Source organism: Arthrobacter sp. ISL-28 (genome assembly GCF_018613875.1).
In the GTDB taxonomy this organism is placed as follows: Bacteria; Actinomycetota; Actinomycetes; order Actinomycetales; family Micrococcaceae; genus Arthrobacter.
Window position 1 is genome coordinate 284124 of record NZ_JAGGPJ010000007.1, and the last position, 19502, is coordinate 303625.

Consider the following 19502-nt stretch of genomic DNA (forward strand, 5'->3'; position numbering starts at 1 on the left):
GCCGGCCACAGAGAGGGGGACCGCATGAGATTCATCGGCGCTGGTTCCCGCCCTGGCCAGCCGCACGTCGATCATGACCTGGTCTTCACTGTTCCCAATCTCCTCACGGTGCTGCGCTTCATGGGCGTGCCGCTCTTCATCTGGCTCGTCCTGGCTGAAAGGGAGTACGGGTTCGCCGTGCTCGTGCTGGCGATCATGGGCAGCACGGACTGGGTGGACGGCTACGTTGCCCGCCGGTTCAACCAGGCGTCCAAACTGGGCAGGGTCATGGACCCCGTCGCCGACAGGCTTGCGCTGCTCTCCGTGGCGATCACGCTGGTGATCGCCGGTGTGCTCCAGTGGTGGTACCTCGCAGCGCTCGTGATTCCCGACGCCATGCTCCTGGCCATGTCGCTTTTCTACTTCCACAGCCATCCTGATCTTCCGGTCAGCATGATCGGCAAGACCCGCACGGCGCTCCTGCTGCTGGGCACTCCGCTGCTGGTGCTCTCGAAGCTGGACATTCCCTATGCCGACACCTATTTCGTTGTTGCCTGGATCGTGCTCGGCCTGGGACTGATCGGCCACTGGGTGGCCGCCTACAACTATTTCTGGGCTATTCGCCGCAAAGGCAAAATGCTGGCTGCAGACGGCGGCGGGGACAGCTGATGGTGTGGGTTGCGGTTTTCCTCGCCGTCATGGGCGCTTTTTTCCTGGCTTTTGGCGCCCAGCGGCAGGGGAGCGCGGTTAAGGCCGACACCGGCGGGTTGGCGCTTAGCTCCAACGGTTTCCTGCGTCTCCTGCGGAACCCCCGCTGGGTCTTGGGGCTCCTGTTGCTCTGCATGGGCATGGCCATGAATGCCGTCGCGCTGGTCAGTGCTCCTCTAACGGTGGTCCAGCCCATCGGCGCCATCGCGCTGGTGATCACCACCGTGGTCAATACCAAGGACCAAGGACTCAGCATCAACCGGGCCACGGTGGTGGCCATCACCGCGTGCGTTACCGGCTCGGCGCTGTTCGTCCTGCTTGCCGTGAACGTCACACAGGAAAACCACCACGTAAACGCCGACGACGAACTCACCATTGTGCTGCTGCTTGCCTTGGCCGTGGGGCTTTTCGGCACCCTCGCGGCCATGTTCAAGCACCGCATGAGTGCTTTTATCTACATTCTTGGCGCCGGAGTGCTGTTTGGTTTCGTGGCCGTGCTGACCAGGATCATCGGCAAGCACCTCCTCGATCCCAACGGCCTGGCGCTGCTGAATGTGCCGTGGTACTCCGTTGTTGCCATTGCGGCGGCCGGAGGGCTGGGATCGTGGTTCGTGCAGAGCGCCTACTCCACTGGTCCGCCGGACCTGGTGATCGCCGGGCTGACTGTGATCGACCCCATAGTGGGCATCGCAATCGGCATCGTCATCCTGGGAGAATTGCGTCCGGACGTCCACGCCGTGATGGCAATTGCGATGGGTACGGCGGCAACCCTTGCTATCGTGGGGGTAATCGCCCTCTCCCGACACCATCCCGAGGTCACCAAGCGGAAGAAAGACGCTCGGAAGGCCGCGGGCAGGGCGTCCCATTAGCCGACTTTTCTCAGCGGGCCAGGCGCGAATGCGCCAGCGGCCACCCGGCGTGGACAGCCGAAGCTGACCGCACCATGACCACCAGGAGCTCTCCACGTGACCATGCCCGATGCCCAGCGCCCACTGACTATCCTCCTTGCGGCCGACACCTACCCGCCCCATGTCAACGGTGCAGCCCAGTTTGGCTACCGACTGGCGAAGGGCATGACGGAACGCGGCCACGATGTCCACGTCCTGGCCTGCCGGCCCGACAAGGGCAAGAGCTTTACCGAATTCCGCAAGGAAGGGACGGTCCACCGCCTGCGCTCCCACGGCGTCTTCACGCATGAGTACTTCCGGATCTGCTTCCCCTGGGAGATCAAGAAGGAGATCAGCCTGCTGTTCGACAAGGTCCGGCCGGACGTCGTGCATATCCAAAGCCACTACATGATCGGTGAGCACGTGCTGTACGAAGCCGAGAAGCGCGGCATCCGGATCGTTGCCACCAACCACTTCATGCCGGAAAACCTCAATCCGTTTCTCCCATTCCCGCAGTGGTTCAAGGACATTATCGGGAAGATTTCCTGGCGGGACATGGGCAAGGTGATGGGAAAGGCCGACGTGGTCACGACTCCCACGCCGCTGGCGGCCAAGGCCATGCACGAGCATGCCTTCCTGCGCAAGGTCCTGCCGCTGTCCAACGGCATCGAGTCCTCGGTCTACGAGCTCCAGCCCGGCGAGGTCATCGAACCCCACGCCCATCCGACGGTGCTGTTTGCCGGCCGCCTGGCCGAAGAGAAGCACGTTGATGTGCTGATCAAGGCTGTGGCAGCGACGCCCGCTGATTTGAATGTCCACCTGGAGATCGTGGGCGGCGGCGAGGTGCGTCCTGCCCTGGAATCGCTCGTGGAACGCCTCGGGCTGCAGAACCGGGTAAAGTTCCTGGGTCTTGCCAGTGACGAGGAACTGCGCGAGGCCTACATCAAGGCGGACATCTTCTGCATGCCGGGAACCGCCGAATTGCAGTCCCTCGTGACACTGGAGGCGATGTCTGCCTCCACCCCCGTCCTTCTGGCTGATGCCATGGCCCTTCCGCACCTGGTGCGGGACGGCGAGAACGGCTACCTGTTCACTCCCAATGACAGTGCAGACCTGTCCGAGAAGATCACCCGGATTTTGCGGCTGCCTGTCGAGGAACGGAAAGCCATGGGCCAGGCCAGCCGGTGCATGGTGGAGCCGCACAGCATCCAGGGAACCCTGCAGACCTTCGAAGACCTGTACCGCGGCGCGAGCTACGACGACAAGGTGCTCTAGAAGGGAGATCATCTGGAAGCCGGTGGTCTAAAGCCGTTCACCAGTTTGCTAGAGTGTTTTTGCCCTCAGATGACAGGCCCCGGTCCCGGGGTGGTGGAATTTTGGGGCGGGGGGCTATAGCTCAGCTGGTTAGAGCGCGGGACTCATAATCCTAAGGTCCTCGGTTCAAGTCCGAGTAGCCCTACCCAAGTAAGCCCCTGACCTACGGAAACGCCGGTCGGGGGCTCTCTCATTCACAGTTCTCACGTAGCCCCCACCTGCTGGCCCATCTTGTCGGTGTGTTGGGGCAGTACGCACCCCCAGCCGCCTCATGCACAGCCGCGAGCCGGTGCACGTGAAGGCGGCGCCGGCTTCCATGAGCATGAAGTCATTGATGTCGGCGTCGGCCACACTGACGATGAAGTTATGGATGTCGACACCAACCGCTCCGCCGCCGTCGTTTTCCCCCGGCTGCTCCTGAAGCTCCCGCCATCGGCGGGATGGCCTGAGTATACGAGCAGCCCTACCTGCTTGGCATGAGGGCCATGACCGACGTTTCGTCGTCGGCCACGGCTTTTTTCTGTTTTCAGCGTGACTTGGGTTTTGTTTCCCGAATCAACTGCGATAAGTTACTCGTCAGTAACATAGTGCAGGCGCGGTGCCTGGAACCTCTCCGGTCGCTGCCGATCATCGCGGAGGAACGCCATGTCCACAGACGTAACCGACGTCAACAACCTTCCCTACGCCGACGGCGATTTCTTCGCTTTCGAGCAGCTTCTCAGCAGCAAGGAGCAGGACCGTCTGGTCGAGATCCGTTCGTTCCTGGCGCGCGAGGTAAAGCCCCTCGCCGTGGACTGCTGGAACCGCGGCGAGTTTCCGATGGATCTGATTCCCAAACTGGCCGAGATCGACCTCGTCAGCCCGGTGCGGCGCCAGGGCCACTCCAATCTCTTCGCCGGCATCGTGCACGCTGAGGTCACCCGCGCGGACACGTCGATCGCAACGTTCATGGGAGTTCACGACGGACTGTTCACAGGATCCATCGAAGCTCTGGCCTCCCGCGAGCAGCAGGATGCCTGGTTGCCGGACATCTACTCCCTGAAAAAAATCGGCGCCTTCGGACTGACGGAACCGCTGGGCGGATCGGATGTTGCCGGCGGAACCCGCACCACGGCGCGGCGCGACGGCGATTACTGGATCCTCAACGGTGCCAAGCGCTGGATCGGCAACGCCACGTTTTCGGACTGGGTGGTCATCTATGCCCGGGACGTGGCCGACAACCAAGTGAAGGGATTCCTCGTGGACACTACGCTCCCGGGGTTCAGCGCCACCAAGATCGAGAACAAGATCTCCCTGCGCACGGTCCAGAATGCGGACATCACCCTTGAGGACGTGGCAGTTCCAGACTTCTTCAAACTGGCCAATGCCAACAGCTTCCGTGACACCAACAAGGTCCTGAAAGTCACACGCCTCGCCGTAGCGTGGCAGGCTGTGGGCCAGCAGCTTGCCGCGTTCGACGTCGCCCGCCGGTATGCCGTTGAGCGCCACCAGTTCGGACGCCCGCTGGCTTCCTTCCAGCTGGTGCAAAGTCAGCTCGTGCAGATCCTGGGGAACGCCGTCAGCTCCATGGGCATGATGGTCCGCCTTTCCCAGCTCGAGGACGCCGGACAGGCCAAGGACGAACAATCCGCTCTGGCCAAGGCCTTCACCACCGCCCGCATGCGCGAAAGCGTGGCGATGGGCCGCAGCCTGCTCGGCGGAAATGGCATTGTGACCGACTTCGAGATGGCGAAGATCTTCGCCGACGCCGAGGCGATCTACTCCTACGAAGGCACACACGAGGTGAACACCCTGGTTACAGGACGCGCCATTACCGGCGTTTCGGCAATTGTATAGTCCAGTTTCGGCAAATCGCATGAGCCATCCGGGCCGTTTCTGCGCCATGTCTTAGCTCTCGGCAGCCGGCGGCCGTCGTCCTCGCGCCTCGGATCAGCCGGGAGGGTCCCTGGTCAGCGGCAGGAGAACGGACGGCCGTAGGTCCGTCACGAACTGGAGCGGGTTCAGGTACTCGTCTCCCCGGCGCACGCCCCAGTGAATGCACGGTGTGGCTCCGCAGTGACCAACGAGCAGCGTGCCCAGGGTGTCTCCCTTGGCTACCCGGTCGCCTTTCGCGAGCGTGCTGCGCACGGGTTCGAAGCTGCTGCGCAAGCCGTTGCCATGATCCACCGTGATGACGGGCCGGTCCACCACAACTCCTACGAAGCTGACGGTGCCTGACTCCGGCGAGGTGACCGGGCCGCCGTCGGACGCTGACCTGAGATCCACGCCCCGGTGGCCACTGAGCCACGGCTTGTCCGGGGGATCGAAACCCCTCAGGACGGCGGGCCGGGGAGTCAGCGGCCAGCTCCACGACGGTGCGGCCGTCGAGGCAACGCCCGGCGGATCACTTCCGGGCAGGGTTAAAGGTGCCATGCTGAGCAGGAGAACGGCTATGAGGGCGGGAGTTTTCATCTCCCCAGCTTCATGGCGGATTGGGGCGGTGAAAACAGGCGTCCGCTCCTATGTGGAAAACGACGCCGACGGCGGCAAGCTGGTGCTTGGGCAGGTGACCGCTGTAGTACACTTGATGGAGCAGTTCGCTGTGCCCTCAACGTGTTCCAATTCCCTTTGGGTAGCGTCAGCACGCCCCATTCAGGAGTGCGGGGGAGCAGCAGCTGACTACGCGCATCCAGCCCTCCATCACCGGAAGCCACAGGTTCCCGGCGGAGGATTGTGCCTCTTGCGGTCAGGTCCGGCAACGGTCCTGATGAGAAGCGCAATGGATGCCAGGAGCAGCACCCGCCTTGGGTGAAGCTAATCAACCGTCAACTATTGGCAGGGTAAGAGCGGCCTTCGGGCTCTCTCATGAATGACCTGCCGGAAGGAGCGTCGGCATGCCCGTCGTAACTATGCGCCAGCTGCTTGACAGCGGCGTCCACTTTGGACACCAGACCCGTCGTTGGAACCCGAAGATGAAGCGATTCATCTTCACGGAGCGCAACGGCATCTACATCATTGACCTCCAGCAGTCGCTGTCCTACATCGACCGCGCCTACGAGTTCGTGAAGGCCACCGTTGCACACGGCGGCACCGTTCTCTTCGTCGGCACCAAGAAGCAGGCCCAGGAAGCAATTGCTGAGCAGGCTACGCGCGTTGGCCAGCCCTACGTCAACCAGCGTTGGCTCGGCGGTATGCTGACCAACTTCCAGACGGTTGCCAAGCGTATCCAGCGCATGAAGGAACTCGAAGAGATCGACTTCGACGACGTCGCCGGTTCCGCTTACACCAAGAAGGAACTGCTGCTCCTCCGTCGCGAACTCACCAAGCTTGAGTCCAACCTCGGCGGTATCCGCAACCTCACCAAGGCACCTTCCGTGCTGTGGATCGTTGACACCAAGAAGGAACACCTGGCTGTTGACGAGGCCAAGAAGCTCAACATCCCGGTTGTGGCCATCCTGGACACCAACTGCGACCCCGACGAAGTCGACTTCCCGATCCCGGGCAACGACGACGCCATCCGCTCCGTGAACCTCCTGACCCGCGTTGTTGCTGACGCCGTTGCCGAGGGTTTGATCGCCCGTAACCAGCGTGCAACCGGCACCACCGAGACTCCGGAAGAGCCGCTGGCCGAGTGGGAGCGCGAACTCCTCGAGGGCAGCAAGGCTGAGGCCGCTGCCGCTGAAGCACCTGCTGCTGAAGCGCCCGCCGCTGAAGCTGCTCCCGCTGCAGAGGAAGCCCCGGCTGCTGCCGAGGGCACCGACGCCGAGAAGTAAACAACTCCACCGGGATTTCCCGGCGCTGACCAGTGCCGGGGTAACTGACAGGATGGCGGCTCACCAGTGAGCTGCCGTCCTGTCGGTCCGTACACCACATAAATTTTCTAGACAGAGGGGTTCACATGGCGAACTACACTGCCGCCGATATCAAGGCTCTGCGCGAGCGCACCGGCGCCGGCATGATGGATGTCAAGAAGGCTCTCGACGAAGCCAACGGCGACGCCGAGAAGGCGATCGAGATCATTCGCATCAAGGGCCTGAAGGGCGCTACCAAGCGTGAAGGCCGTTCGACCGCTGAAGGCCTGGTTGCTGCCAAGGTCGACGGCAGCGTCGGCGTAATGATCGAGGTCAACTGCGAGACCGACTTCGTCGCCAAGGCTGACAAGTTCATCCAGCTCGCCGACAAGGTCCTGGCTGTCGCCGTCGAGTCCGGCGCTGCCGACCTCGAGACCCTGCTCGCCACTGACGTCGACGGCAAGCCGCTGTCCGAGGTTGTTGTCGAAGAGGGCGCCATCCTCGGCGAGAAGGTAGTGGTCCGCCGCATCTCCCGCATCGAGGGTGCCACGGTCGACGCTTACCTGCACAAGACCTCCAAGGACCTCCCGGCTCAGGTCGGCGTGCTGTTCGCTGTCGACGGCGAGGGCGAAGCTGCTGCCACGGCAGCCCACGACGTTGCAGTCCACATTGCAGCCATGGCCCCGAACTACCTCTCCCGCGAAGACGTTCCGGCCGAACTGGTCGAGTCCGAGCGCCGCATCGCCGAGGAGACCGCCAAGGCCGAGGGCAAGCCCGAAGCCGCCATGACCAAGATCGTGGAAGGCCGCGTTACGGGCTTCTACAAGGGTGAAGTCCTGGTTGACCAGGCCTTCGCCAAGGACGCCAAGAAGTCTGTTGCGCAGGTCCTCGAAGAGGCCGGCGTCAAGGGAACGGCCTTCACGCGTTTCCGCGTCGGTTCCTAGTCAGGCACGCATGGGGGTGGTCACTTCGGTGGCCGCCCCTTTTGCATGCACCGGCCAAGCAGGAATATGAGCTTTGGCCGCATAGCACGATAATCTAGCTCAGAACGCACCAACGGGAAGGCACCATGGAAGCCGTCAATACTTCAGTCCAGTCAGAGAAGAGCAGGCGCCGGGTCCTCCTGAAGTTGTCCGGTGAGGTCTTCGGCGGCGGCAAGCTGGGCGTGGATCCCGACACGGTCCGGGCCGTCGCCAAGCAGATTGCCGCAGCTGTTCCCGACGTCGAGGTGGCCATTGTGGTCGGCGGCGGCAACTTCTTCCGTGGAGCCGAACTTTCGCAGAGCGGCATGGACCGCTCCCGCGCCGACTACATGGGCATGCTTGGAACTGTCATGAACTGCCTTGCCCTGCAGGATTTCCTTGAGCAGGCGGGCGTGGAGACACGCGTCCAAAGCGCGATCACCATGGGACAGGTCGCCGAGGCCTACATTCCGCGGCGGGCCATCCGCCACATGGAGAAGAACCGGGTGGTGATCTTCGGCGCGGGCGCCGGCCTGCCCTACTTTTCCACTGACACCGTGGCCGCTCAGCGCGCCCTTGAGGTGCACGCTGACGTCGTGCTCATGGCCAAGAGCGGCGTGGACGGCGTCTACACGGCCGATCCCAAGAAGGACCCGGCCGCCGAGAAGCTCGAGACGCTCAGCTACGATGACGCGCTCCGCCGGGACATCCGGGTCATGGACCAGACCGCCATGACCATGTGCAAGGACAACAACCTCTCCATGGTGGTGTTCGGGATGGAAGGCGAAGGCAACGTCACCCGTGCAATCCGCGGCGAAAAGCTGGGTACGCTGGTCACCCCCTAGTTACAGCTAGGATATTTCTAGGACGGTTCCGCCCATTGGGCGGGACCGGGATTGTGAAATGCCCCCGGCCCGCCGGGAACCAATTTCTGAGGAGAGATCGTGATCGAAGAAACCTTGCTCGAAGCCGGGGACAAGATGGACAAGGCGGTTGAGGTAGCCAAGGAAGACTTCGCCTCGATCCGGACCGGTCGGGCAACCCCGGGTCTGTACAACAAGGTGATGGTGGAGTACTACGGCACTCCCACACCTCTTCAGCAGCTGGCATCCTTCGCCGTTCCCGATGCGCGGACCATCCTCATCACCCCGTACGACAAGACCGCCCTGCGCGACATCGAACGTGCGCTCAGCGACTCCGAGGTCGGAGCCAACCCGTCCAACGACGGTAACGTCATCCGCATCACCATTCCGGAGCTCACCCAGGAGCGCCGCAAGGAATACGTGAAGATCGTGAAGTCCAAGGGCGAAGACGCCAAAGTCTCCATCCGCAACATCCGCCGCAAGGCCAAGGAAACCCTGGACCGGCTGGTCAAGGATGGCGAGGCCGGCGAGGACGAAGGCAGCCGCGGCGAAAAGGAACTCGACGCCATCACCAAGCAGCATGTCGACGGGATCGATGAGCTGCTCAAGCGCAAGGAAGCAGAGCTGCTCGAAGTCTGATGGGCCAGGCACAGCAGGCCCCCGGAGCGCGGGCGCGATCGAGGACCCGACAGCCGAAGCCCAACCCGACGCCGGGAGCCGGGCGCAACCTGCCGCAGGCGACCGCCGTCGGACTGGCCATGCTCTTCGCAGTTCTGGGCGGGCTGCTGTTCCTGCCGCTGGGCTTCGTCGCCATCACCACCACCTTCGCCGTCTTCGGCGTGTGGGAAATCTTCCGGGCCCTTGAGGCCAACGGCACCCGGCTGCCCATCGTCCCCGTGATGGTGGGCACCGTGGCCATGCCCTTTTCGGCCTACTTCGGTGGGCTGGAAAGCCTGTTGTTCGCCATGCTCGCCAGCAGCGTCGCGGTTCTCCTGTGGCGCTCCATCGAAAGCGCCACCGGCTCGGCACGCAGCATCTTCGCCGGCGTGTTCACGCTCGCCTGGGTGCCCTTCCTGATCAGTTTCGCCGCATTGCCGCTCCATGTTGCCGGCGGGGTAACCCCCATTGGCCTGTGGCCGGGCGGGATGGTGCCGGAGGGTGCCTGGCAGGTGGCCATCCTGCTTCTGCTGGTGGTGTCCAATGACACGTTCGGCTATCTGGTGGGCGCGTCGCTGGGCAAGCATCCGATGGCCCCCAAGATCAGCCCGAAGAAGACGTGGGAAGGCTTTGCCGGATCCATCGCGGGAGCGATGCTGATCGGCATCCTGGCCTGCATCTTCGTCCTGGGAAAGCCCTGGTGGGTGGGAGTGATCCTCGCCGTGGGGATGGTGGCGTCCGCCACCGCCGGGGACCTCGCAGAGTCGATGGTCAAGCGCGAACTCGGCGTCAAGGACATGAGCAGCATCCTTCCCGGACATGGCGGGGTCATGGACCGGCTGGACTCCATCGTCTTCGCCTCCCCGGTGGCCTTCCTGCTGTTCGTCCTCGTGTCAGGGGCCTGAAAGGCAGCCTGACCCACCGCCTGTCGCGGAGTCTCGGCCGGTCTCCGGCGCCGGGCGGAACAACCACAGCACCCTAGAATGGTGCGGTTACAACTGAGCTGAAAAGCATGTGAAGGCATTGAAGGAAATGGTGAGAGTGGACAGCAAACGGCAGATTCCCGCGTCTTTCGAGCGCGTGGCCCGCACCGAATACGGCTACAACGCCAAGCAGGTGGACCAGTTCCTGCAGCGGGCCCGCGTTTCGCTGGAGACCCCCGGGGCGGCCGCCCACCCCATCAGAAGCAACGACGTCCGGGCAGTGTCCTTCGACCCCGTCAAGGGCGGCTACTCCGCCGCGGCCGTGGATGCGGCACTGGACCGGCTCGAAGATGCCTTCGCCCGCCGCGAGCGGGACGAACTCATCGCGGAGCGGGGGGAGGAGGCCTGGCTGCGCCAGATCGGGCAGCTGTCCGGAACCCTGCGGGGCCGCCTTCACCGGCCCGACGGCGAACGGTTCCGCCGCCCGAGCAGGAAGAAGGCCCGCAGCTACAACACCAAGGACGTGGACAGGCTGTGCGTGGACCTGATCGGCTACCTCGAGGAGGACAAGCCGCTCAGTGTTGATAACGTCCGCCGCGCCATGTTCCGCCCGGCCGTGGGACAGGACGGTTACGAGGAAACCCAGGTGGACGCTTTCCTGGACCGCGTCGTCGAACTCATGGCTGCCATCGACTGACTGCCGCTGCCTAGCGTTCCGTCGCCAGCGGCCTTTCGGGCGTATGGAGCCTGGTCATCACCTTCGTGATCGTGCGGGGGACCCGTGTCTTCGTCGCGCGGGACGTCAGGACCATGACGGCGAAGGCTGCCGGCACGGTCCACGCCGCCGGCTGCGCCAGCCAGAAGGGCGTCCCGGCCGCGCCCAAGGCGGTGCCCGCCACCATTGCCCCGCCGCACAGCAGGCCGCCGGTCACCATGCCTGCAATCGCGCCGACGTCGGTAAGGCCCCGCCACCAGATGCCCAGCAGCAACACCGGGCAGATGGTGGAGGCCGTGAAGGCGAATACCAGGCCCACGCTGCCGGCCAGTGCCAGCGAGTCCGACATGAACGACAGTCCCAGCGGAACAGCGGCGGAAATCAGTGCGGCCAGCCGGAAACCGCGGACGCTGCCGCCCAGGACATCCTGGCTGATCACGCCGGCCAGCGAAACCACGAGTCCCGACGTCGTGGACAGGAAGGCGGCGAAGGCGCCCGCGACCACAAGCGCGGACAGCAGTTCACCGGCCGTTCCGCCGATGAGGTGCCCCGGCAGCAGCAGGACGAGGGCGTCGGCCTGGCCCGCCTGCGCAAGTCCCGGCGCAAACATGCGTCCGGCGAGGCCGTAAGCGGTGGGGAACAGGTAAAACACTGACAGCAGCCCCAGCACAATCAGGGTTGTCCGCCGGGCTGACTGCCCGTCCGGATTCGTGTAGAAGCGGACCAGCACATGCGGAAGCCCCAGCGTTCCGAACAGCAGGGCGACCAGCAGCGAGATGTTCTGGTACGGACCGGCCGGAGCCAGCCCGGTGGGGTTCGCGGCGGCGGAGGCGATGGCAGGGGAACTGCTGTCTGTCAGCCCCAGGACGATGAACACGAGCGGTACAGCCAGCGCGGTCAGCTTGAGCCAGTACTGGAAGGCCTGCACGAAGGTAATGGAGCGCATCCCGCCCGCAACAACCGACAGGCACACCACAACCACGACGGCGGTGGACCCCACCCAGGCGGGCAGGCCCGTTGTAATCCGGATCGTGAGGGCAGCACCATGGAGCTGCGGCACGATATACAGCCAGCCCACGATGACCACAGCGAGGCTGGTCACCCGCCGCACGGCGCGGGAATCCAGCCGGGCCTCCGTGAAATCAGGAATGGTGTACGCGCCCGAGCGGCGGAGCGGGGCAGCCACGAACAGCAGGAGCATCAGGTATCCGGCGGTGTAGCCCACGGGAAACCACAGGGCGTCGGTGCCGGAGAGCAGGATCAGTCCGGCCACGCCCAGGAAGCTCGCGGCGGACAGATACTCCCCGCCGATCGCCGACGCGTTCCACCATGGCCTGACGGTGCGGGAGGCGACGTAGAAGTCGCCCGTCGTCCGGGAAATCCGGAGCCCGTAGAAGCCGATCACGGCGGTGGCGGCTGAGACGGCAGCGATGGCGGCGATCCCGATTGCGGGGTTCATCGATTCATCACCTGTCCTCGGCGAGGTCGCGGTAGCGGGCCTCGTTCCGGGCGGCGCTGCGGATGTACAGCCAGGCGCTGATCCCTGTCACGGGGTAGATGCCGGCGCCGAGCAGCAGCCAGTCGAAAGGGATGCCGGCAATCCGTGACTCGGCCAGCCCGGGGATGGCTGCCAGCAGCGGAAAGGCGCCCAGAATCAGCAGGAAGCCGGCCGCTACCACGAGGGCCAGCCGGAGCTGGGAACGGATGAGGGACCGGACAAAAACCTGCCCCACTGCCGATTCCTCTGCTGCCTCCCGCGACTCGGCAGGCCTCGCGGCGGAGCGCGGCGCCGTCACCCTGACGCGCGTCATGCCTGTGGCCGGATCCGGGTCGCTTCGAGCTTCTCCCGAACGGCGGGCAGAAGGCGTCGGCTGATCGGCAGTTCAGCTGCTTCAACCGTGACGCTGGGACGGACCGCCGCGAGCTTCAGATGCCTGACGTGGGACAGGGCGATGAGATACGAACGGTGGGTGCGGATAAATCCGGCGTCAGCCCACTGCTGTTCCAGGTCCGCCAGCGGGACCCGGATCAGGTAGCTGGCATCAGCGGTGTGGAGGCGGGCGTAGTCGCCCTGCGCCTGGACGTACGTGACGTCGTCGCGCCTGATCATCCTGGTCGTGCCGCCCTGGTCCACCGTGATCATCTCGGGTGCGGCGCCGCCATCGCGGATCAGCTCACAGATCCTGCCGACGGAGCGTGCCAGCCGTTCGGCACGCACGGGTTTCAGGAGGTAGTCCACTGCCGCCAGCTCGAACGCCTCAAGAGCACAGTCCTCATCGGCGGTGACAAAGACGACAGCGGGCGGCCGGCTGCTGCGGGAGATCACCCGCGCGATGTCCAGACCGGACACGGCCGGCATATGGATGTCGAGGAAGACGGCGTCCACTGCCTCGGTTTCCAGCGCCCGAAGAGCTTCCGCTCCGGAGGAGGCGCGGTGGATGGTGCCGATGCGGTCATCCCGGCCCAGCAGAAAGGCGAGTTCTTCAACGGCCGGCAGCTCGTCGTCGGCGACGAGGACGTTAATCATGGTTCAAGATTATCTTCCGATGCTGAATGGTCAGGCGTCATGGCCCGGCTGGGACTTCGGAACCCGCATCGTGATCAGCGTCCCTTCGCCGGGCGCCGTTTCAATCACCAGTCCGTGGTCGTCACCGTAGACCTGGCGCAGGCGGGCATCCACGTTCCGCAGCCCAACGTGTTCACCGTCCGTGTGTCCGGCGAGCATTGACTGGAGCTGCACCGGGTCCATCCCCACGCCGTCGTCCTCGATGGTGACTTCAGCGAAGGCGCCGGAATCGTTGGCAGTGATTGTGATGTGCCCGGGCCCTTCCTTCGCTTCCAGCCCGTGCCGGACGGCATTTTCCACGAGCGGCTGCAGGCTCAGGAACGGAATGACAGTGCTGAGCACCTCTGGTGCGACCCGCAGGCTCACCTGGACGCGGTCGCCGAAGCGGGCGCGTTCCAGCAGGAGATACCGGTCGATGCACCGCAGTTCCTCGGCCAGGGTGGTGAAATCACCGTGCCGCCGGAACGAATAGCGGGTGAAGTCCGCAAACTCCACCACCAGCTCACGCGCCCGAGCGGGGTCCGTATTGATGAAGGAGGCGATCGCGTTCAGGGAGTTGTAGATGAAGTGCGGGCTGATCTGGGCCCGCAAGGCCCGTACCTCCGCCTCCATCAGCAGGGTCCGCGAGGCATCAAGTTCGGCCAGCTCCACCTGGGCGGCCACCCAGTCAGCCACTTCACTGGTGGCGCGCACGAGGCCTGCGCCGGCCGACGGGGCGAAGGCCGCAACTACTCCCACCACCCGGGAACCCGCCCGGATCGGCGCGATGACCGCCGACGCCACGCGTCCGGATTCCACGGCAGGAAACTCTTCGCCGCTGATCACCCGAGTCCGCCCGCCGGCGAGCACATCGGCGGCCAGCGCCATAAGCTGTGGCCTGAGCTCCTCGGCGGCGCCGTCCCACGCCAGCACGCCGGAGACGTCCGTGATGGCCAGTGCATCGCATCCCAGCAGGGCGCGCAGCTGCCGGCTTGCCTTTGCTGCGCCGGCCGGGTTCAGGCCCGTCCGCAGGTGCTGGCCGGCTTTCGAAGCCGCGTGCAGGGTGTTATAGGTGGCGCGTTCGGCATCTGTGCCCAGCTCACGGAAAGAGCGGAGCACCTTGAGTCCAACGCCGACGACGACGGCAATCGCCAGGGCGATGACCGCAACAGCGGCTGCGGAATAGAGGGGGGAGTCCGGCATGCAGACAGCGTAGCGCGTGCCGTTTGTCGCAGCATCGCGACCGCTAAGCGACCGGACGCCCGCAAACACTGGAACCCGGGGCGGGGGCGGAGCACAGTGATGGGAGTCACATTGGCGGTGGGGTGAACGGCCGGTGTGGGAGACAGTCTCAATGAGGAGGAATGATGGGTACTGATGCCCGAACTCCGGACGTCGCGGCGTCCGCGGACTTCGAGGAAGTCCAAACCACCGAGCAGTTCAAGGAACTGCGCAAGCGCCACCGCAGTTTTGTCTTTCCCATGGCCATTGCGTTCCTGGCGTGGTACTTCGCGTATGTCCTGCTGGCCGATTACGCGGTCGGCTTCATGTCCACCAAGGTGTGGGGCAACATCAACGTGGGCCTCATCATGGGCCTGCTCCAGTTCGTCACCACGTTCGCCATCACGGGCTGGTACGTCAGCTACTGCAACCGGAGGCTGGATCCGATCGCAGCGGAGATCCGCCACGGCATTGAGGGCCACGAATTCGACAAAACGGGCGCAGGAATGTCCGGCAGCGCAGTGGGCGGAGCAGCTAAATGATCAGCATTCCAACGGCGGTTGACGTTGCCGCCCTAAAGGACACGACCCTCCTGAACATGGCGATCTTTGGCCTGTTCGTTGCCGTCACGATGGTGATCGTCCTGCGGGCGAGCCGAAACAACAAGACGGCGGCAGATTACTACGCCGCCGGCCGGTCCTTCACGGGATCCCAGAACGGCACCGCCATCGCCGGCGACTACCTGTCCGCGGCTTCCTTCCTTGGGATCACCGGTGCCATCGCCATCAACGGCTACGACGGCTTCATGTACTCCATCGGGTTCCTGGTCGCCTGGCTTGTGGCACTCCTCCTGGTGGCGGAGCTCCTGCGCAACACCGGCAAGTTCACCATGGCCGACGTCCTCTCCTTCCGCCTTAAGCAGCGTCCGGTCCGCATCGCGGCCGCCATCTCCACCCTGGCCGTCTGCTTCTTCTACCTCCTGGCCCAGATGGCCGGTGCGGGCAGCCTGATCTCGCTCCTTCTCGGCATCAGCGACTGGGGCGGGCAAGCGCTCGTGATCATTGTCGTCGGCGCGCTCATGATCATGTATGTCCTCATCGGCGGGATGAAGGGCACCACCTGGGTGCAGATCATTAAGGCGATCCTGCTCATCGCCGGTGCCGCCGTCATGACCCTCTGGGTCCTGGCCATCTATGGCTTCAACCTCTCCACTTTGCTGGGCGCGGCTGTGGAGACCGCCAACAACCCCGCCGTCCTGAACCCCGGCTTGCAGTACGGCAAGACCGAAACGTCCAAGCTGGACTTCATGTCCCTGGGCCTGGCCCTGGTCCTTGGCACAGCTGCCCTGCCGCACGTCCTGATGCGTTTCTACACCGTTCCCACCGCCAAGGAGGCCCGGAAGTCAGTGGTGTGGTCCATCTGGCTGATCGGTCTGTTCTACCTGTTCACCCTCGTCCTCGGCTACGGAGCCGCTGCACTCGTGGGCGCCGAAACGATCAAAGCAGCCCCGGGCGGGGTCAACTCCGCGGCTCCGCTGCTGGCTTTCCACTTGGGCGGTCCGCTGCTCCTGGGCTTCATCTCGGCCGTGGCCTTCGCCACGATCCTGGCCGTGGTGGCCGGACTCACCATTACGGCAGCGGCCTCGTTTGCCCACGACATCTACGCCAGCGTCATCGCCAAGGGCAAGGCCGACGCCGACACCGAGGTCAAGGTGGCCCGCCGAACCGTTGTGGTCATCGGAGTCATGGCCATCCTCGGGGGCATTTTCGCCAACGGGCAAAACGTGGCCTTCCTGGTGGCGCTTGCGTTCGCCGTCGCGGCCTCCGCCAACCTGCCGACCATCATCTACTCGCTGTTCTGGCGCCGGTTCACCACCCAAGGCGCGGTCTGGAGCATGTACGGCGGGTTGGCCTCGGCCATCATCCTGATCGCGTTGTCCCCTGTGGTCTCCGGAGCCAAGACTTCAATGATTCCAACAGCCAACTTCGCGATCTTCCCGCTGAGTAACCCCGGCCTTGTATCCATCCCGCTCGCCTTCCTGCTCGGCTGGCTGGGCACAGTCCTGGACAAGAAGAGGGAGGACGTCAGCAAGCAGGCCGAGATGGAGGTCCGCTCCCTGACCGGCGTCGGTGCGGAGAAGGCTGTGGACCACTAGTCCGCCACTCACCCGACCGGCAGCCAGCCTTCCGGACAGCCAGCCTTCTGATCAGGCAGGACGACAGAAGCCCCCGCGTGAGCGGGGGCTTCTTGTCTGCCAGTTCCTGGCTTGTGGTACTCCGGGCTGCTGTCCGGGGTGTTCGTCAGGGCCTGTCGTTAGGGGCTGTGGTGGCCGCCTGCCGCACCACCCCCGGAGTGGCTTCCGTGGGGAACAGCGAACTGTCCGGCCGTGGAGGCCGCGAGTCCCGGCGTCGCAATGGCTGCGACCGCGAGCGCTCCCGCGAAAGCTGCAACGAGCATGCGTCCTGCACCCGAACTGCCGGCCCCAGGGCCGCCGGCCCCTGAGCCGCCGGCGGCGTGGCCGCCGTCGTCCGTCCTTCTGCTGGCCTGGCCTGTTGCGGTCCGGCGGGCCAGCCACCCCTTGGCCGCGACGACGGTGAGGGTGAGCAGCAGCGCCGCGGGGTTGCTGACGTTCAGACCCGCAAGATCGTCCTCTGCCCCGATCACAATGGCCAGCAGATGGGCAGCGCCGGCCGCCGGGAGCAGGACGGCGGACAGGCGCGGCAGCGGAAAGCTGCCCTTCCGAAGTGCCGCCACAGTCCAGCCGAGGAGGACGGCTCCCCACAGCGCGGCGGCCAGGGCGGGAAGCAGCAGCCACTGCCGGGCGGAAGCCGCAGCCGTCAACAGGCTGGAGGAAATGGCGAGCGAGACGGCCGCCGCGCCGAATCCGGCAAATCCGGCCAGCAGCCGGACTGCTGTTTCCCCTGGAGAGTCCAGGGTTGTTGCCGCTCCGTCCGGAGTTGCCGCTGCTTTCGCCCCCGCAGGTACTTCGACTGCTTCATGCGGCCGCATCGCTGCCTCCTTCTCTGCCCTTGCCGACCGTATTAGGCCCTGGCGGTTGCGGGAGTTTTCTCGACGGACAGGCCGACACCCAGCAGCAGCACGGCGCTCGCCAGGTGCAGAACGTTGTCAGCACCGTTGAGGGCGATGATGTTCAGCGGCGAGCTGAGCAGGAACAGGCCCAGGACGCCCACCAGGAGGTAGACAGCGCCTACTCCCGCATTGACGGTCCTGGCAGTCTGGACGTTCTTGAGCCCGGCGTACAGCAGGGCTGCGCCGATGGCGAGGTGAATGACGTTGTGCAGGGGATTGACTTCGAAAATGATGAGGTTGCGGCCTTCAGTGGAGAAGAAGCCGATTCCCGACGTCACGGCGAAGCCGACAAGTCCCACGAGCAGATAAACGGCCCCGAAGACGGTGGCGACGAGGCGGTTGGGTGAGTTGCGCATGGCCCGAATCCTTCCGGTATGGCCGGGATACGTCCCGGCCGGATCGTGGAGCCCCGGACGGGACTCTCGGAAGCAATTCGGACCATAAGGGCCAGCGGATGGGTGAAGGTCAGGCTTTCGGTTTGAGCCGGATGGTGACCATCTTCAACTCGTCCTTGCCGGCAAAGCGGTACACGAGTTCCACATCCCTGCCGTCGCACTGGATGAGGCCCGCCACGTCGGCAAAGTTGGAGCCGTTCTCGCCGGTGACTTTCAGGTCGTCGTAGGCCGTGGTGCAGGATGGATCGAGGTTCAGGCTCCGGACTCCCGAAGTGAAGTCCTCCCGGGTCAACTGCTGCTTCAGCGCCGGGTCCAGGAAGTCATCGTAGGCCTTGTCCGTTTCGCCTGAGATGACCAGCCTTGTGAATCTGTCCGCGAGGTCCGAGGCCTGGCGGGTGGCGCCGCCCACGAGGTTCACCAGGAGTCCAACGCCGACGGCAACCAGGAGCAGGACACCACCCACGATCCCCAGGACGATCCATAGCCCCTTGCGGCTTTTGGTCAGAGGCCGGCCCGGCAATCCGAAGGGAACAGGAGGCAGGGGAGTGTTGCCGTACCGCTGCCGTCGGGAGGGCAGTTGGTTGTCAGGCTGCGCTGCGGGCTGCCCGGCAGGCGGTACTGCCGGTTGCGCTGGGGGTTGTCCTGGGGGCTGTGCTGGTGGTGGCCCGGCAGGTGTCGCACCTGGTTGGTACGGGTCCTGGGTGTTGCTCACAGGTGGCCTTTCCGGCAGCCGCCGGACCGGCGCGCCTGGTTGCGGGCCCGCGGTCGGCGCCCGGTCACTTCACGTGGCATTAGCCTATAGCCCGGCGGCCGTTATTCTGCTGCCGAGCCGCGGTCGAGGAGGGGCTGGATCCGGAAGGGAATGAGCTCTCCCATGGCCAGCGCCGTGTCCGTTCTCTCAACGCCGTCGCAGGCCAGGATTTTTCCGTTGATCCGGAACAGGTCCTCGGCGTCGAGCGCCACGACACGCAACAGCAGGTCTGCCGGACCCGTGAGCCCATAGCCTTCCAGAATTTCCGGCACGCTTGCCAGCTCTTCGGCAAGACTGCCGAGCTTCTGCTGCTGGACATGCACCGAAATGAAGGCCATCAGGGGGTACCCCAGGGAGACCGGGTTGATGCGGCGTTCAAAGGAGAGGAAAACATGTTTCTTCTCGAGCTGGGCCATCCTGGCCTGGACCGTGTTCCGGGACAGGCCCAGCTTCTGTGCCAAGGCAACCACCGTCCGCCGTGGATCGCGTGCCAAGGCCGAAAGAAGCCGGGTGTCGGTGCCATCCAAAGCTTGCATAATGCGCAAGGCTAGCACGGTCTAAGCTGCCTGAATGGTGCATTGTGCTCAGTTTTTCCGGCGGTGGTTGTACCCCCTGAACATTGTGAGTATGGTCACAATTATCCGGAGCAACGGCGCCCGGAAGGCCGGAATGCGGCAGGATCACGAGTCCTTCCGCGGCACGGTGACACGACGTCAGAAGGT

The 19502-nt window shown here is 64.6% G+C and carries 21 protein-coding genes and 1 tRNA gene; 13 read left to right on the forward strand and 9 right to left on the reverse strand.

Going from position 1 to position 19502, the window contains the following annotated elements; genetic code table 11:
• Positions 1-24: 24 nt before the first annotated feature.
• From J7E80_RS06110 to J7E80_RS06130, 5 genes are all read left to right on the forward strand, one after another.
• Complete coding sequence (locus tag J7E80_RS06110) at positions 25-648, forward strand: CDP-alcohol phosphatidyltransferase family protein (RefSeq protein ID WP_215050580.1); 624 nt, start codon at positions 25-27, stop codon at positions 646-648.
• On the forward strand, positions 648-1556 hold the full coding sequence (locus tag J7E80_RS06115; protein WP_215050581.1) for a DMT family transporter: 909 nt from the start codon (positions 648-650) through the stop codon (positions 1554-1556). The genes J7E80_RS06110 and J7E80_RS06115 overlap by 1 nt, the downstream gene beginning before the upstream one ends.
• A gap of 96 nt (positions 1557-1652) precedes the next feature.
• Positions 1653-2849 (forward strand): glycosyltransferase, encoded by a 1197-nt coding sequence (locus tag J7E80_RS06120; RefSeq protein WP_215050582.1) that lies wholly within the window; start codon positions 1653-1655, stop codon positions 2847-2849.
• Positions 2850-2959: 110 nt separating this feature from the next.
• Positions 2960-3033 (forward strand) — tRNA-Ile (locus J7E80_RS06125).
• Positions 3034-3533: 500 nt separating this feature from the next.
• Complete coding sequence (locus tag J7E80_RS06130) at positions 3534-4724, forward strand: acyl-CoA dehydrogenase family protein (RefSeq protein ID WP_215050583.1); 1191 nt, start codon at positions 3534-3536, stop codon at positions 4722-4724.
• 93 nt (positions 4725-4817) lie between these two features.
• Here the strand turns inward: J7E80_RS06130 and J7E80_RS06135 are convergent, their stop codons facing one another.
• Complete coding sequence (locus J7E80_RS06135; RefSeq protein ID WP_215050584.1) at positions 4818-5339, reverse strand: M23 family metallopeptidase; 522 nt, start codon at positions 5337-5339, stop codon at positions 4818-4820.
• A gap of 422 nt (positions 5340-5761) precedes the next feature.
• Here J7E80_RS06135 and rpsB point away from each other — a divergent pair, with 422 nt between their 5' ends.
• The 6 genes from rpsB to J7E80_RS06165 all read left to right on the forward strand — a co-directional run bounded on the left by rpsB (position 5762) and on the right by J7E80_RS06165 (position 10760).
• Positions 5762-6640, forward strand: a complete 879-nt coding sequence (rpsB, locus tag J7E80_RS06140) for a 30S ribosomal protein S2 (protein ID WP_215050585.1) — start codon at positions 5762-5764, stop codon at positions 6638-6640.
• Between the two features lie 125 nt (positions 6641-6765).
• Positions 6766-7602, forward strand: coding sequence for a translation elongation factor Ts (gene tsf / locus J7E80_RS06145; protein ID WP_215050586.1), 837 nt, complete (start codon positions 6766-6768; stop codon positions 7600-7602).
• A 125-nt stretch (positions 7603-7727) separates the two neighbouring features.
• Positions 7728-8465 (forward strand): UMP kinase, encoded by a 738-nt coding sequence (gene pyrH / locus J7E80_RS06150; RefSeq protein ID WP_215050587.1) that lies wholly within the window; start codon positions 7728-7730, stop codon positions 8463-8465.
• Positions 8466-8564: 99 nt separating this feature from the next.
• Positions 8565-9122, forward strand: a complete 558-nt coding sequence (frr, locus tag J7E80_RS06155; protein WP_205654474.1) for a ribosome recycling factor — start codon at positions 8565-8567, stop codon at positions 9120-9122.
• The gene (locus J7E80_RS06160; protein ID WP_215050588.1) at positions 9122-10045 is read left to right on the forward strand and encodes a phosphatidate cytidylyltransferase; all 924 of its coding nucleotides are present in this window, start codon (positions 9122-9124) and stop codon (positions 10043-10045) included. The genes frr and J7E80_RS06160 overlap by 1 nt, the downstream gene beginning before the upstream one ends.
• A 127-nt stretch (positions 10046-10172) precedes the next feature.
• A complete protein-coding gene (locus tag J7E80_RS06165; protein WP_251036496.1) occupies positions 10173-10760 on the forward strand; it encodes a DivIVA domain-containing protein in 588 nt (195 codons plus the stop codon).
• A 10-nt stretch (positions 10761-10770) separates the two neighbouring features.
• Here the strand turns inward: J7E80_RS06165 and J7E80_RS06170 are convergent, their stop codons facing one another.
• The 4 genes from J7E80_RS06170 to J7E80_RS06185 are packed head-to-tail and all read right to left on the reverse strand — an operon-like array spanning position 10771 to position 14526.
• Positions 10771-12237, reverse strand: coding sequence for a cation acetate symporter (locus J7E80_RS06170; protein WP_215050589.1), 1467 nt, complete (start codon positions 12235-12237; stop codon positions 10771-10773).
• 7 nt (positions 12238-12244) lie between these two features.
• Entirely contained in the window at positions 12245-12589 is a 345-nt protein-coding gene (locus J7E80_RS06175; RefSeq protein WP_215050590.1) for a hypothetical protein, read from the reverse strand.
• Positions 12586-13305: a LytTR family DNA-binding domain-containing protein gene (locus tag J7E80_RS06180; RefSeq protein WP_215050591.1), complete on the reverse strand. Its 720-nt coding sequence runs from the start codon at positions 13303-13305 to the stop codon at positions 12586-12588. Before J7E80_RS06180 ends, J7E80_RS06175 begins: the two co-directional genes overlap by 4 nt.
• 30 nt (positions 13306-13335) lie before the next feature.
• Complete coding sequence (locus J7E80_RS06185; protein ID WP_215050592.1) at positions 13336-14526, reverse strand: sensor histidine kinase; 1191 nt, start codon at positions 14524-14526, stop codon at positions 13336-13338.
• Positions 14527-14690: 164 nt separating this feature from the next.
• On the opposite strand from J7E80_RS06185, the gene J7E80_RS06190 reads away from it, so the two are divergent.
• Positions 14691-15086 (forward strand): DUF485 domain-containing protein, encoded by a 396-nt coding sequence (locus tag J7E80_RS06190; RefSeq protein WP_215050721.1) that lies wholly within the window; start codon positions 14691-14693, stop codon positions 15084-15086.
• Complete coding sequence (locus tag J7E80_RS06195) at positions 15083-16699, forward strand: cation acetate symporter (protein ID WP_215050593.1); 1617 nt, start codon at positions 15083-15085, stop codon at positions 16697-16699. Before J7E80_RS06190 ends, J7E80_RS06195 begins: the two co-directional genes overlap by 4 nt.
• A 158-nt stretch (positions 16700-16857) precedes the next feature.
• Here the strand turns inward: J7E80_RS06195 and J7E80_RS06200 are convergent, their stop codons facing one another.
• The 4 genes from J7E80_RS06200 to J7E80_RS06215 all read right to left on the reverse strand — a co-directional run bounded on the left by J7E80_RS06200 (position 16858) and on the right by J7E80_RS06215 (position 19316).
• Positions 16858-17553 (reverse strand): hypothetical protein, encoded by a 696-nt coding sequence (locus J7E80_RS06200; protein ID WP_215050594.1) that lies wholly within the window; start codon positions 17551-17553, stop codon positions 16858-16860.
• A gap of 32 nt (positions 17554-17585) precedes the next feature.
• On the reverse strand, positions 17586-17990 hold the full coding sequence (locus tag J7E80_RS06205) for a DUF4383 domain-containing protein (RefSeq protein WP_215050595.1): 405 nt from the start codon (positions 17988-17990) through the stop codon (positions 17586-17588).
• A gap of 109 nt (positions 17991-18099) precedes the next feature.
• Positions 18100-18492, reverse strand: coding sequence for a hypothetical protein (locus J7E80_RS06210; RefSeq protein WP_311380767.1), 393 nt, complete (start codon positions 18490-18492; stop codon positions 18100-18102).
• 350 nt (positions 18493-18842) lie between these two features.
• On the reverse strand, positions 18843-19316 hold the full coding sequence (locus tag J7E80_RS06215; protein ID WP_215050596.1) for an Lrp/AsnC family transcriptional regulator: 474 nt from the start codon (positions 19314-19316) through the stop codon (positions 18843-18845).
• Positions 19317-19502 lie beyond the last annotated feature (186 nt).